Source organism: Acidocella sp., from assembly GCF_013044125.1.
Classification (GTDB): domain Bacteria; phylum Pseudomonadota; class Alphaproteobacteria; order Acetobacterales; family Acetobacteraceae; genus Acidocella.
Genome location: NZ_JABEVC010000001.1, coordinates 1 through 13,504, shown reverse-complemented (window position 1 = coordinate 13,504; position 13,504 = coordinate 1). Strand labels below are relative to the sequence as shown.

Genomic DNA, 13,504 nt, shown 5'->3' with positions numbered 1-13,504 from the left:
GCGGGGTGCGACGGCATAGGCCTCGTCCTGCAAGGGGGCGGCGCGCTCGGCGCCTATCAGGCGGGCGTCTATCAGGCCCTGCATGAGGCAAATTTCGAGCCTGACTGGATCGCAGGCGTCTCCATCGGCTCCATCAACGCCGCCATCATCGCCGGCAACAAGCCCGAAAACCGGCTGGAAAAGCTGGAAAAATTCTGGCTGGACATCACCGGCCGCGACCCCTTCACCTTCTGGCCCGAAGGCGATGATCCGCGCAAACTGCGCAACATCCTCTCCGCGCTGCACGGCATGGCCTTTGGCCAGCCCGGCTTTTTCAAGCCTGCCGCCGTCAACGCCTGGCTCGCCCCGCGCGGCGCACGCGCCGCCACCGCCCTTTATGACACCTCGCCCTTGCACAAAACCCTTGAAAATCTGGTCGATTTCGATCTCATCAACAGCCGCTCGCCCCGCTTCGCCGTCGGCGCAGTCAACGTCGCCACCGCCAATTTCCTTTATTTTGACAATACCCAGACCGAAATCGGCCCCGAGCACATCATGGCCAGCGGCGCCCTGCCCCCGGCCCTGCCCATGGTGCGCATCGGCAAACATCACTACTGGGATGGCGGGCTGGTCTCCAACACCCCGCTGCAACACCTGCTCGACAATTGCGGCAGCATGAACCTGCTGGTCTTCCAGGTGGATCTCTTCTCCGCCAGCGGCGACATCCCGCGCGACATGCCAGACGTCCTCTCCCGCCAGAAGGACATCCAGTATTCCTCGCGCACCCGCACCACCACGGACCATTTTCTCCAAACCCACCAGCTCAAGCAGGCCCTGCGCGACGCCCTCGCCCTGCTCCCCTTCGAGCGCCTGTCCGACGCCCAGACCGCCCTGAAGGTCGAACTCGAGCGCCTGCCCGAAATCAACATCATGCAACTCATCTACCAGCAAAAGGCCTATGAGGGCGGCGCCAAGGACTATGAGTTCAGCCGCCTCTCCATGAAGGACCACTGGCGCTCGGGCTATTACGACACCCGCAACACCCTGGCCCATTCCGAATGGCTGGAAATGAAGGGCACCGGCGGCGGCATCCACACGCACGACATCCACACCGCCGGCGAATAGCCTTTGCACCCCCGCCCCTTGGCCTCGCCCCCGGTCCATGGCAACTGAAGCGTTGACCATCACCGGAGTCGGAACACCTTGAGCGACTTATTCGAAAGCAGCCCCAGTAAAGACAGCTACGGCGCCAAGGACATTGAGGTTCTTGAGGGCCTGGAGCCGGTGCGCCGGCGCCCGGGCATGTATATCGGCGGCACGGACGATGCGGCATTGCACCACCTCGCCGCCGAAATCCTCGACAACGCCATGGACGAAGCCGTCGCCGGCCACGCCAGCATCATCGAAATGTCCCTGGAGCCCGCCAACACCCTCACCGTGCGCGACAACGGCCGCGGCATCCCGGTTGACCCGCACCCGAAGTTCAAAAACAAATCGGCACTCGAGGTCATTCTCACCACCCTGCACTCGGGCGGCAAATTCTCAGGCAAGGCCTACGCCACCTCCGGCGGCCTGCATGGCGTCGGCTCCTCGGTCGTCAACGCCCTCTCCAGCGCCTTCACCGCCGAGGTCGCGCGCGATAAAAAACTCTACCGCCAGGAGTTCGCCAAAGGCATCCCGGTCACCAAACTCATCGAGGCCGGTCCCATCCAGAACCGCCGCGGCACCACCATCCGCTTCACCCCCGACACCGAAATTTTCGACGGCAAGCAATTCTCCCCCGCCCGCCTCTACAAGCTCTGCCGCTCCAAGGCCTATCTCTTCCGCGGCGTGCGCATCAAATGGTCCTGCGACCCCAGCCTGCTGAAGGCCGATTCCGAAACCCCGGCCAGCGCCGAGCTGCACTTCCCCGGCGGCCTGCGTGATTCCCTCGCCGCCGACCTCGGGGCCACCCCCCAGATCCTGCCCGAAATCTGGTCCGGCGAAGCCAAATTCCCCGCGGGCGCTGACGGTTCGGATCAGGGCAAGCTGGAATGGGCCTGCGCCTGGATCGAGCGCGGCGACTCCTCGCTCGACACCTATTGCAACACCGTGCCCACCCCGCTCGGCGGCACGCACGAATCCGGCTTCCGCGCCGCCTTGCTCAAGGGCCTGCGCGCCTGGGCCGAGCAACGCAACAACAAGCGCGGCGCCGCCATCATCGCGGATGACATCACCGGCGCCCTGCGCGCCAAGCTCTCGCTGTTCATCCGCGAACCCCAATTCCAGGGCCAGACCAAGGAAAAACTCACCAACCCCGAGGCCGCCCGCCTCACCGAAATCTCGCTACGAGACCGTTTCGACCATTTTCTCGCGGGCGACCCCACCAATGCCGACAACCTGCTCTCCTTCATCATTGACCGCGCCGAAGAACGCCTCCGCCGCAAGGAGCTAAAGGACACCCCGCGCAAAACCGCCACGCGCCGGCTGCGCCTGCCCGGAAAACTGGCTGACTGCAGCACGGAAAATGCCGAGGGCACGGAAATCTTCCTGGTCGAGGGCGATTCCGCCGGCGGCTCAGCCAAACAGGCCCGCAACCGCAACACCCAGGCGATCCTGCCGCTCAAAGGCAAAATCCTGAACGTCGCCTCCGCCTCCACTGAAAAATTGCGGCAGAACCAGGAACTCAAAGACCTGATCGAAGCCCTGGGCTGCGGCGTCGGCCAGAACTTCAACCGCGCCAACCTGCGCTACGAGCGCATCATCATCATGACCGACGCCGACGTCGACGGCGCGCACATCGCCTCCCTGCTGATGACCTTCTTCTACCGTGAGCTGCCCGAGCTTATCCGCCACGGCCATGTCTACCTGGCCCAGCCGCCGCTCTATCGCATCGTGCAGGGTGCAAAGAGCATCTACGCGATGGACGACGCCGCCCGCGAGAAACTCATAAAAACCTTCAAGCCCGGCGCCAAATTAGAGGTCAGCCGCTTCAAGGGCCTGGGCGAAATGCCCCCGCAGGTACTGAAGGAAACCACAATGGACCCGAAAAAGCGCACCCTGCTGCGCATCACCACACCGGCGGAATCGCGCGCTGAAACCGCGAACATGGTGGAGAGCCTGATGGGCAAGCGCCCCGAGTTGCGCTTCGCCTTCATTCAGGAAAATGCAGGCACAGTCACGGATATCGACATTTAATCCGCCCTCGTCATGCCAGCGCAAGCTGGCATCTCGCCCGCGCCGTAACAAAACGTAACCTACCCCTCGCATTCATTGCAGGTTTCACCTGGCCAAAATGAAAATGATTCGCATTCACCTCCCGCAGCGCACAAAAAAAGCGGCCCGATTCGCACGTGCCGCTTTTTCTAATTACTAATTTTTTATTAACTTCAGACCATCTTCTTCAGGCTCGGCGAAGCCTTGAAGCGCACGGTTTTGCCTGCTTTAACCTTGATCTCTTCGCCGGTGCGCGGATTCACGCCCTTGCGCGCCTTGGTCTTGCGCACGGTGAACGTCCCGAAGCTCGGCAGCGTGAACTTTCCGTTCTTCTTCATTTCCTTAACAATCGCATCGATCAGTTCCGCAGCGGTACGGTTCGCCGCAACCCCGGTAATTTCAGCAGAATTCTGAATAACTTCAGCAATAAATGCTTTCGACATGTTTCTAGCTTCTTTCCTGTTACACAGTGCTGTCCAGGCGTTTCCACCCAAACCGGTGCTTTAAAAAATTTCAAAACGCTCGGGGCCCACACGATAAAGACCAGGCGCGTCGCCAAACAACTAGCCTTCGCCTATCATAAAGGCCAGAGCATTCCCTGACGGAACAAAAAAATTTTCTTCACTTTAAAGGGAAAATTCCACATGAACGGGAAAATGGTGCCCAAGACCGGAATCGAACCAGTGACACTGCGATTTTCAGTCGCATGCTCTACCAACTGAGCTACTTGGGCACACAGCCGAGGGACTAAACCAACCTTCCCCCGATTTCAACCCCGCTGGTGCTGTCACTGGGAATTGAACCCAGGACCTCTTCATTACCAATGAAGTGCTCTACCCCTGAGCTATGACAGCATACGCGGTGCCGCCCTATATCGCCGCATTGGCCATGACGCAACAGGGGCCTTGACGGTTTCTCCCCTCACGGCTTCAAGAAGTCCATGTCAGAGCCAAAAAACCCAACCAAGGCCGAGCTTGCCGCCGCCGCGCGGGCCCGCGCCAAGGCCGCGCGCGAGGCCGAGGCCCTGCGCGCCAACCTGCACCGGCGCAAGGCGCAAGCCCGCGCCGAGGCCGCCAAACCTGCCCAGATGGCAGAGGAGCCCACCAAATGCCCGTAATGCCCGACCACTGGATTCGCACCCAAGCCCTTGAAAATAATATGATCTCCCCCTTCGTGGAGGAGCAAAAGCGCGATGGCGTGGTCTCCTATGGCCTCTCCTCCTATGGCTATGACGCCCGCTGTTCAGACCATTTTAAAATTTTCACCAATGTCGATTCGGCCGTGGTCGACCCTAAAAATTTCAACCCCAACAGCTTCGTCGACCGCACCGGCCCGGTCTGCATCATCCCGCCCAACAGCTTCGCGCTCACCCATACTGTCGAATATTTCCGCATCCCGCGCGATATTCTGGTCGTCTGCCTGGGTAAATCCACCTATGCGCGCTGCGGCATCATCGTGAACGTCACCCCCTTGGAGCCCGAATGGGAAGGCCAGGTGACCATCGAGATTTCCAACACCACGCCGCTGCCGGCCAAAATCTACGCCGGCGAGGGCATCTGCCAGTTCCTCTTCCTCCAAGGCGCCAGCCCCTGCGAGACCTCATATGCCGACAAAGCCGGCAAATACATGGGCCAGCGCGGCGTTTCGCTGCCGCGCATGTAACCCCCCCGCCTCGTATAGGATATCATACCATGGACTCCATTCGCATCATCGGCGGCGTGCCCCTGCGCGGCACCATCACCATCTCCGGCGCCAAAAACGCCGCCCTGCCGCTCATGACCTGCGGCCTGCTGACCGACGAACGCCTCATCCTCTCCAACGTCGCCAAACTGGCCGATCTCGCCACCATGGCCGAGCTCTTGGCCCAGCACGGCATCGCGGTGGAACCCTCCGGGCGCACCCTCTCGCTGGGCGGGCGCATCACCAACACCCTCGCCCCTTATGATATCGTGCGCAAAATGCGCGCCTCCATCCTGGTCCTCGGCCCGTTGCTGGCGCGCCGGCGCGAGGCCCGCGTCTCCCTGCCCGGCGGTTGCGCCATCGGCACCCGCCCCGTTGACCTGCATTTGAAGGGGCTGGAGGCCATGGGCGCGGTCATCAAGCTGGACGCCGGCTACATCGAGGCCACCGCCCCCACCGGGCTGCACGGCGCACAGATCGTCTTCCCCTTCGTCTCCGTTGGCGCCACCGAGAACCTCCTCATGGCCGCCGCCCTGGCCGATGGCACCACCACCCTGCAGAACGCCGCCCGCGAACCCGAGATCATTGACCTCTGCGCCTGCCTCACCGCCATGGGCGCCAATATCGAGGGCGTAGGCACCGGCACCCTGACCATCCACGGTGTCAAATCCCTCCACGGCGCGCAGCACGCCATCCTGCCAGACCGTATCGAGACCGGCACCTACGCCTGCGCCGCCGCCATCACCGGCGGCAAGGTCTTCCTTGAAGGCGCGCGCGCCGGCGATCTCGGCGCCGTGCTCTCCAGCCTGCGCGAAGCCGGCGTGGTCATCACCGAGGAGCCAAACGGCTTCTGGGTGGAGCGCGCCAACGGGCTGCACGGCGTCGATGCCGTCACCGAGCCCTTTCCCGGCTTCCCGACCGACATGCAGGCCCAGTTCATGGCCCTCATGGCCGTGGCCGACGGCGCCTCGATGATCACCGAGACCATCTTCGAGAACCGCTTCATGCACGTCCCCGAACTCAACCGCATGGGCGCCAGGATCAACGCGCATGGCTCATCGGCCATCATCCGCGGCGTCAAAAAACTCTCCGGCGCCCAGGTGATGGCAACAGATCTGCGCGCCTCCTTCTCCCTGGTCCTCGCCGCCCTGGCCGCCGAGGGCGAAACCACCATCTCGCGCGTCTACCACCTGGACCGCGGCTATGAGTCGGTGGAACAAAAACTCGCCGCCTGCGGCGCGCGCATTCAGCGAATCGGCTGAAAATCCGGCATCACAACGGCTCGGCCGTCATGGCCGGGTCGTGCGCGGCCTCCTCCATCGCTTCCATCCAGGCGCCCTCAAGCCCAAAATACGCCAGCTTCTCATAAAACGACGGCCGGCTGCGATCGACATGATACCGTGCGATCAACTGCCCATCATGCGCTTCGCCCAGGATCTTCAATTTAAAAATATCCTTGAGCAACACAATATCTTCTTCAAGGCCGGCGACATCCGTCACCTCGGTGACCCGCCGCACCCCATCGCGCTGGCGGTCCAATTGGACGATGATGTTGATCGCCGCCACCATCTCGGTGCGGATGGACTTCGACGACAACCCCATGTTCGACATCTGCACCATGTTCTCGATCCGCGAGAGCGCGTCACGGGTGGTGTTGGCATGAATCGTCGAAAGTGAACCGGCATGCCCCGTGTTCATGGCCTGCAGCATATCGAAGGCTTCGGTGCCGCGCACCTCGCCGACGATAATCCGGTCCGGGCGCATCCGCAGCGCGTTGCGCACCAGGTCGCGGGTATCCACCTCCCCCTTGCCCTCCAGGCTCGGCGGCCTGGTTTCCATCCGCACAATGTCCGGCTGCTGCAATTGCAGCTCCGCGACATCCTCGACCGTGACAATGCGCTCGCTCGGGTCGATATACTGGCTCAGCGCATTCATCAGCGTGGTTTTGCCCGAGCCCGTCCCGCCCGAGACGATGACATTCAACCGGCAGCGGGCGCAAATCTCCAAAATCTTCGCAATCGAGGGCGTCAGCGAGCCAAACCCTATCAGCTTTTGGAAATCCATGGTTTTTTTGCTGAACTTACGGATCGAAATGGCCGGTCCGTCCAATGTCAGCGGCGGCAGCACCACATTCACGCGCGAGCCATCCTTGAGCCGGGCATCCACCATCGGGCTGCTCTCATCCACATGCCGGCCGACCGACGCCGCAATCCGCTGACAGATATTGGTCAGATGCTCCCAGTCCCGGAAATGCACAGGCGCCTGCACCAGCTTGCCGCCGCGCTCGACAAAGGTCTTCTCAGGTCCGTTCACCACGATATCCGTGATGCTCTCGTCCATCAGCAGCGGCTCCAGCGGCCCCAGGCCGATCATATCGTCCACCAACTCCGTCGCCAGCTGGCGCTGCTCGCTGATATTCATCTGCACATGGTATTCACTGGCCAGTTCGTAAACCAGCCGCTCCAGCTCGGCCCATAAACGATCCGGCGGCAAGGATGCAACCGCCACCGCATCGATCTTCGTCAGGCAAATTTCCCGCAGTTTCGCGATATCTTCGCGCAATACACGCCCTGGCGCCATCTCCGCGTGCATCTGCGCATGACTCATCTCATAAGCGTAATTGCGAACCGGCGCCGCAACCTCGGCTGGCGCCGCGTCATCAATATGCTTGTGGCCAAATACCGGCACTTCATCATCGTTCATTCCAAAATCCCGCTCAAGAAATGATTCTTGCCACAACCTGAAATTTCGCCCGGCAGCACGCCCATCTGGAAGCTGGCGTTTACCAAAATCAAGCTTATTTCACCTTGATCTGCATCAAGCTGGCGCCTGCGGTCCCGCCGCGCATCTTGCCGCGCACGAAAGGGACAAGCAGGCCACTGAAAAAAAGCGCTCATGTCCCGTGAGGGAAGATGTTTTGATGTTACGAACCTCAAAATCGGGACACTAGCCTCACCCCCGCCCCGGTGGTAATCCCCGGCCATGTCGATTGTCCTTGCCCTTCCCAAAGGCCGCATCCTCGATGAGGCCGGCCCCCTTCTCGCCCGCGCCGGCATTGCCCCGGCAGCCGATTATGCCGACGAATCCAGCCGGCGGCTGCGCTTTCCCACCAACCATCCGGGCCTGGACGTCATTCGCGTGCGCTCCTTCGATGTCGCCACTTTCGTCGCCTTCGGCGGCGCCCAGATCGGCATCTGCGGCGGCGATGTGCTGATGGAATTCGACTACCCGGAAATCTATGCGCCGCTGGACCTGGGCATCGGCCATTGCCGCATCTCGGTCGCCGAACCCAAGGATGATGTGCATACCGATTTCGCCTCGCTCTCACGCATCCGCGTCGCCAGCAAATACCCCAATTTGGCAAAAAAACACTTTGCCGCCAGGGGGATCCAGGCCGAGATCGTGGAGCTGAACGGCTCCATGGAACTTGCCCCCGGGCTTGGCCTCTCGCGGCTCATCGTTGATCTGGTGCAGACCGGCAGCACGCTGAAGGCCAACGGGCTGGTGGAAACCGATATGATCGCGCATGTCTCCTCGCGGCTGATCGTCAACCGGATTGCCTTGAAAACCCGGCCCGATGAGATCAACTCCTGGATCGAAAGCTTCCGCAAGGCCCTCGCCGCATGAAATTCTTCTCCACCGCCCAGCCGCATTTCGCCGCCCAGTTCGACGCCCTGCTTGCGCGTTCCTCGGGCGAGCCGCATGTGGCCGGGCAGGTGCGCGAGATCATCGCTGAGGTGCGCGCACACGGCGATGCGGCGGTGGTGGACTACACCAACAATTTCGACCGGACGGCGCTGAGCGCCGCAGACCTGCGCATCAGCGCTGACGAAATCGCCGTGGCCACGGCTGAAATCCCGCATGAGCTGCACGATGCCCTGGCCCTGGCCGCCGCGCGGATCGAGCGGTTCCACCGCGCGCAACTGCCGCAGGACATCGAATTCACCGATGAGACCGGCGCCACGCTGGGCATGCGCTGGGGGGCGCTGGATGCCGTGGGCATCTATGTGCCGGGGGGCAAGGCATCCTATCCGTCGTCGGTGCTGATGAACGCCATCCCGGCGAAAGTGGCCGGCGTGGGCCGCATCGCCTGTTGTGTTCCAGCACCTGACGGCGTGCTCAACCCGCTGGTGCTGGCGGCCGCGAAAATGGCGGGGGTGAGCGAGATCTACCGCATCGGCGGCGCGCAGGCGGTGGCGGCGATGGCCTACGGCACGCAAAGCATCGCCAAGGTTGACCGCATAACCGGTCCGGGCAACGCCTATGTCGCGGAGGCCAAGCGCCAGGTTTTCGGCCAGGTTGGCATCGACTCCATCGCAGGCCCCTCGGAAGTTTTGATTCTGGCCGATGACAGCGCCAACCCGGCGCATCTGGCGCTCGACCTGCTGGCCCAGGCTGAACATGACGAGGACGCGCAGGCAATCCTCATCACCACCAGCGGCGCGCTGGCCGCCAGCGTGCTGGGCGCGGTGGAGAGCGCCCTGGAGACCCTGCCGCGCGCGGCTATCGCCGGCGAGAGCATCCGCCGCCATGGCGCGGTGATTTTGGTGCATGACTGGGACGAGGCCGTGGCGCTGGCCAACCGCATTGCGCCGGAACATCTGCAACTGATGCTGGCCGGGCCGGAGCGGATATTCGCTAAAATCCGCCATGCCGGGGCGGTTTTCATGGGCCAGGACTGCCCGGAAGCCATTGGCGACTATGTGGCCGGGCCCAACCATGTGCTGCCGACCTCCGGCACAGCACGTTTTTCCTCCGGGCTCTCGGTCTATGATTTCATGAAGCGCACCACCTGGGTAAAGCTGACGGAAGGCGCGCTGGAGGCCATCGGCCCCGCCGCCGTGGCGCTGGCGGAGGCCGAGAACCTGGGCGCGCATGCCGCCTCCGTGGCCATCCGGCTTGGGAAAACTTGACCGGAGAGAAAGTTAAGCCCATTTCACCCGCAGCGTTCCAGCAATTTGCACGAGGTGTGTTTGTCTAAAGAAGATATGATCGAGTTCAGCGGCATGGTCACTGAACTGCTTCCCAACGCGATGTTTCGCGTCAAGCTCGACAACGACCATGTGATTCTGGCCCATACCAGCGGCAAGATGCGCAAGAACCGCATCAGGGTGCTGGCCGGGGACCGGGTGAATGTCGAGATGACCCCTTATGACCTGACCAAGGGCCGGATCACATTCCGCTTCAAGTGATTCTGGCTTCGGCCAGCCCCAGACGGCTCGAGCTGCTCCGCCAGATCGGGATAGAGCCGGACCAGATTATTGCTCCTGATATTGATGAGACGCCGCTGGCGGGGGAGCCGCCCCGCGCCTGCGCGCTGCGCCTTGCCCTGGCCAAGCTGGTGCCGGGCGGGGGGTTTGTGATCGCCGCCGATACGGTGGTGGCCGCCGGGACGCGGATTCTACCGAAAGCGGAAAGCCTGGAACAGGCGGAAAAATGCCTGACACTCCTCTCCGGCCGGCGCCACCGGGTTTATACCGGGGTGGCGGTGCGCGCGCCCGACGGCCGGGTGGCCAGCCGCGTCGCGGGCTCCGTGGTGGGCTTTGCCCGGCTGGATGCGGGGCAGCTGCGCGATTACCTGGAGAGCGGCGAGTGGCGCGGCAAGGCGGGGGGCTATGCCATCCAGGGCCGGGCCGCGGCGTTCGTGGATTTTGTCTCCGGCTCATATTCCGCCGTGGTCGGGCTGCCGCTGCATGAGACCGCCTCGCTCCTGCGGGGGCTGGGATACCGGCCATGATCCGGGCCTCGCGCCGGGGGGATGTGGTGCGGGTAGCCCGGCTGGAGGGCGATGTTTTAAGCGAATTCTGGATCTGGAATCTGGCCGCGCCAGATGGCGTGGGTGATGTCTACACCGGGAGGGTGGAGGCGGTGCTGCCGGCCATGGCGGGACGGTTCGTGGAAATCGGCGGGGCGGTTGGATTTTTGCCCGATAGCGCGGGGGGTAAGGGGCTTACGGTTGGCGCCTATGTGGCGGTGCGGGTGAGCCGCAGCGCGCAGAGTGGCAAAGGCCCGCGGCTGGCGGCGGCCGGTGAGGCGCCGGGAGAGAAACCAGGGTTACTGCGCCGGGGCGACGGGCCGTTGCTGGAGCTGGCGGCAAGAGCAGCCGGGGAGATTCTGGTGGATGATTACGCGTTGATGGCGCAGTTGCGGCCCCGGCTGGAGGCGCGGCTGCGCTATGACGCCAAGGCATTCGATGCCGTGCTGGAAGACGAGGTGGCCGGATTGGCCGAGCCTTGCGCGCCGCTGCCGCTGGGGGCGTTGATGCACATTACCACGGCGCCGGCGGCGGTGCTGATTGATATTGACGCCGGGGCCGGCTCGGGGGTTGCGCCACTGGCGCTGAATACCGCGATTATCCCTGAAATTTGCAGGCAAATTACGCTGCGCAATTTATCCGGCGGGATTTTGGTTGATTTTGCCGGAATGAAACCCGCCGCGCGGGCCAGGCTGGCTGCACCGCTGAGCGCGGCGCTGGGGCGGGATTTTCTGATGCCGGAATTTTTAGGGTTTTCCCATCTGGGCTTTGCCGAGATTATGCGCCGCCGGGTGCGGCCGGGGTTGCATGAGGTGTTGCGATGAAGACGGTCTGCCCGATTTGTGAAAAGCCGAGCGCCCCGGCGCATAAGCCGTTCTGCTCGGAACGCTGCGCGCAAGTGGACCTGGGCCGCTGGCTGACCGGGAGCTATGCCCTGCCCGCCAAGCCTGAGGATGAGGACGAAGACGCGGCGACTGACTGAGCGGGGGCTCCACGTGGAGCGTTTTCGAGGTTTGCGTTATAATATATTGTTAATACAGATTAATTTTTTGCTTGCACCCCAATTTGTGCAGTTTTGTAGCTTAAGCGGAATGAATTTTGCGTTTTGAAACAAACAGCCAGTAGGCAGGTTTTGGCCTATACAGGAGTCTTCAATCACGATCAGCAAGGGGCATTGGAGGAGGTGACATTCCTCTGCTGAAGTCCTATAATCTGGGGAAATGGGATATCGTCGTCCTTTATGTCGTTTTACGCCGCCATTGGCCTGAGCCTTGGCTGAATCAAGGTTTATTTTGTGATGGGTTTTTACACTGCTCTGACCTTCGCGAAATTCAGGTAGGGAAGCAATAATGATGGGGCGGGGCGGCTTTCTCTCAGAGGACGGCATGGCATGACTGAAGCCGATCTGTGCGATACTTATTTCGCCCTGTTGGAAACGCATACGCTGCGCGAAATAGATCTGTTGAAATATTCGCTGCGCCACCGTACATCAGCCTTCTCGCCAGGGGTCTACGCCGCAGCCGCGGGCATCAATTTCTCCAATGAAACGGATGCCTATCGGCACTGGCTGGAAACCGGGCGGCGGCAAGGCTTGGAATGGGCGCCCGGCAAGGACACGCTGCTGAAGATCATCCTTAAAGCCAAGGACGAAGCCTATCTTATCGACGCATGGGTCGCGCACCACGCTTCCATCGTAGGTTTTGAGAATATCGTCATCCTGGATTGCGGGTCTGTAGACCCGGTCTATCGCCAAAAGCTCGCGATACATGCGCGGCGGGTGCTCGTTTTGCCCTACCGGCAGTATTATGATGACGCTCATTGGTTTCATGCGAACCGTGATTTCTACGATCTGATCGCCCGCAACTGCCGCTACGCAACGGTTCTGGACGCGGATGAATTTCTCGTCGGACGCGATGGAGCGTTTTTCTCCAACCAACTAGTCAAACCAATCTTGCAGCGTTACGATCTGCCACTGCATTGCAGCACCTGGGTCTACGCCACTGGCGGCCTGGCGCTGGAGAACAGCGAGTCTTCGACGGCATGGGCCTTCGATGTCTCGGTGACATCGCTGGCTCACGGCACTCACGCGGGAAAAGCCATCGTGCGGAGCGACGTACTCCCAGATATTGGCTATCTGGGCCATAATTTTGGCGTGGCTGATGCGGCGCGGTTCGCAACCGAAGACTCGCTTGGCCGACTGATGCTGCTGCACGTGAAGAACCTGCCACCCGCCGTGATGCAGAGGCGGTTTCTGCAGCACCTCATTGCCAAGCGCCTGGTGACGCCGCACCAAGGGCAAAAACCGCTGGCGGAAATCGCGGCGCTGGTGGACAAGCCGGATGTGGAGCCGCTGGCGAAACTTTATGCGCGCACATATCTGGAATTGGAAACCGCCCCCTGGCCACGGGTGGATGATAGCTTAGTGCACGCGGCTCTCATTGGCGACCAGCCACCACAAGCCATACCCGCTTTGAGCACCGCGCTGGATGCCGTGGATTTTCCCGCGCGCCTGAAACTTTGGTGCCGGGAGTTGAACCTTGAGGACGACATGTGATCTTTAGTGATGGCCTTTTTCTTCAGTGCAACCCAGACCGCGTTGATCGTCACGCCAAAATGCGCCGCTCGCTCGCGCAACAACGCCTCCGAAAAGTCTCGTACACGCTCTTTGCCAGGCTCCGGCCACCAATCCACGCATCAAGCCAGCGATAAAGGGTCGTCCGGCTGATCTGGAACAATCGCGCCGCTTACGCCAGCCCGCCCCCGCTAGGCACATAACCAGCAGCACGTTCACATAAATGTATCCCTCCGGTCTGAACCGCCTGCCGTGACTGCGTAGTGAGCGCTCATAACGGCGCTTCTATGAGCGTCATTATGAGCAGGGGACGGTTTGGGATG

15 protein-coding genes and 2 tRNA genes are annotated in these 13,504 nt (G+C 61.9%); 12 read left to right on the top strand and 5 right to left on the bottom strand.

The genetic code is table 11. The features are described from left to right. Both HKL97_RS00085 and parE read left to right on the top strand, forming a co-directional pair. Nucleotides 1-1,104, top strand: a 1,104-nt coding sequence (locus HKL97_RS00085) for a patatin-like phospholipase family protein (protein WP_291421625.1), incomplete at its 5' end; no start/stop codon positions are given. 78 nt (nucleotides 1,105-1,182) lie between these two features. Then, entirely contained in the window at nucleotides 1,183-3,156 is a 1,974-nt protein-coding gene (gene parE, locus HKL97_RS00080) for a DNA topoisomerase IV subunit B (protein ID WP_291421623.1), read from the top strand. Between the two features lie 191 nt (nucleotides 3,157-3,347). Here the strand turns inward: parE and HKL97_RS00075 are convergent, their stop codons facing one another. The 3 genes from HKL97_RS00075 to HKL97_RS00065 all read right to left on the bottom strand — a co-directional run bounded on the left by HKL97_RS00075 (nucleotide 3,348) and on the right by HKL97_RS00065 (nucleotide 4,028). Then, entirely contained in the window at nucleotides 3,348-3,617 is a 270-nt protein-coding gene (locus HKL97_RS00075) for an HU family DNA-binding protein (RefSeq protein WP_291421621.1), read from the bottom strand. Between the two features lie 214 nt (nucleotides 3,618-3,831). After that, a tRNA-Phe gene (locus HKL97_RS00070) sits at nucleotides 3,832-3,907 on the bottom strand. A 46-nt stretch (nucleotides 3,908-3,953) separates the two neighbouring features. Further along, nucleotides 3,954-4,028: transfer RNA gene (locus HKL97_RS00065), tRNA-Thr, on the bottom strand. Nucleotides 4,029-4,114: 86 nt separating this feature from the next. On the opposite strand from HKL97_RS00065, the gene HKL97_RS00060 reads away from it, so the two are divergent. From HKL97_RS00060 to murA, 3 genes are read left to right on the top strand one after another with little or no spacing between them, the layout of a single operon-like run. Beyond that, nucleotides 4,115-4,291: a hypothetical protein gene (locus tag HKL97_RS00060; RefSeq protein WP_291421620.1), complete on the top strand. Its 177-nt coding sequence runs from the start codon at nucleotides 4,115-4,117 to the stop codon at nucleotides 4,289-4,291. Further along, the gene (gene dcd, locus HKL97_RS00055) at nucleotides 4,282-4,836 is read left to right on the top strand and encodes a dCTP deaminase (RefSeq protein ID WP_291421618.1); all 555 of its coding nucleotides are present in this window, start codon (nucleotides 4,282-4,284) and stop codon (nucleotides 4,834-4,836) included. Before HKL97_RS00060 ends, dcd begins: the two co-directional genes overlap by 10 nt. 29 nt (nucleotides 4,837-4,865) lie before the next feature. Then, nucleotides 4,866-6,116, top strand: coding sequence for a UDP-N-acetylglucosamine 1-carboxyvinyltransferase (gene murA / locus HKL97_RS00050; protein ID WP_291421616.1), 1,251 nt, complete (start codon nucleotides 4,866-4,868; stop codon nucleotides 6,114-6,116). 10 nt (nucleotides 6,117-6,126) lie between these two features. Here murA and HKL97_RS00045 read toward each other — a convergent pair whose 3' ends face one another. Together HKL97_RS00045 and HKL97_RS00040 are read right to left on the bottom strand one after the other, a co-directional pair. After that, nucleotides 6,127-7,557, bottom strand: a complete 1,431-nt coding sequence (locus HKL97_RS00045) for a CpaF family protein (RefSeq protein WP_291421614.1) — start codon at nucleotides 7,555-7,557, stop codon at nucleotides 6,127-6,129. Beyond that, nucleotides 7,554-7,751, bottom strand: a complete 198-nt coding sequence (locus HKL97_RS00040; protein WP_291421612.1) for a hypothetical protein — start codon at nucleotides 7,749-7,751, stop codon at nucleotides 7,554-7,556. The genes HKL97_RS00045 and HKL97_RS00040 overlap by 4 nt, the downstream gene beginning before the upstream one ends. A gap of 85 nt (nucleotides 7,752-7,836) precedes the next feature. On the opposite strand from HKL97_RS00040, the gene hisG reads away from it, so the two are divergent. From hisG to HKL97_RS00005, 7 genes are all read left to right on the top strand, one after another. Then, nucleotides 7,837-8,481, top strand: a complete 645-nt coding sequence (hisG, locus tag HKL97_RS00035) for an ATP phosphoribosyltransferase (protein WP_291421610.1) — start codon at nucleotides 7,837-7,839, stop codon at nucleotides 8,479-8,481. Then, the gene (gene hisD / locus HKL97_RS00030) at nucleotides 8,478-9,767 is read left to right on the top strand and encodes a histidinol dehydrogenase (protein WP_291421607.1); all 1,290 of its coding nucleotides are present in this window, start codon (nucleotides 8,478-8,480) and stop codon (nucleotides 9,765-9,767) included. Before hisG ends, hisD begins: the two co-directional genes overlap by 4 nt. A 75-nt stretch (nucleotides 9,768-9,842) precedes the next feature. Continuing rightward, nucleotides 9,843-10,046 (top strand): translation initiation factor IF-1, encoded by a 204-nt coding sequence (gene infA, locus HKL97_RS00025; RefSeq protein WP_370635769.1) that lies wholly within the window; start codon nucleotides 9,843-9,845, stop codon nucleotides 10,044-10,046. Further along, a complete protein-coding gene (locus HKL97_RS00020) occupies nucleotides 10,043-10,591 on the top strand; it encodes a Maf family nucleotide pyrophosphatase (protein WP_363238081.1) in 549 nt (182 codons plus the stop codon). Before infA ends, HKL97_RS00020 begins: the two co-directional genes overlap by 4 nt. Then, complete coding sequence (locus tag HKL97_RS00015) at nucleotides 10,588-11,433, top strand: ribonuclease E/G (protein WP_291421604.1); 846 nt, start codon at nucleotides 10,588-10,590, stop codon at nucleotides 11,431-11,433. The genes HKL97_RS00020 and HKL97_RS00015 overlap by 4 nt, the downstream gene beginning before the upstream one ends. Then, nucleotides 11,430-11,591 (top strand): DNA gyrase inhibitor YacG, encoded by a 162-nt coding sequence (gene yacG, locus HKL97_RS00010; protein WP_291421602.1) that lies wholly within the window; start codon nucleotides 11,430-11,432, stop codon nucleotides 11,589-11,591. The genes HKL97_RS00015 and yacG overlap by 4 nt, the downstream gene beginning before the upstream one ends. A 408-nt stretch (nucleotides 11,592-11,999) precedes the next feature. Next, a complete protein-coding gene (locus HKL97_RS00005) occupies nucleotides 12,000-13,163 on the top strand; it encodes a glycosyltransferase family 2 protein (protein ID WP_291421601.1) in 1,164 nt (387 codons plus the stop codon). Nucleotides 13,164-13,504 lie beyond the last annotated feature (341 nt).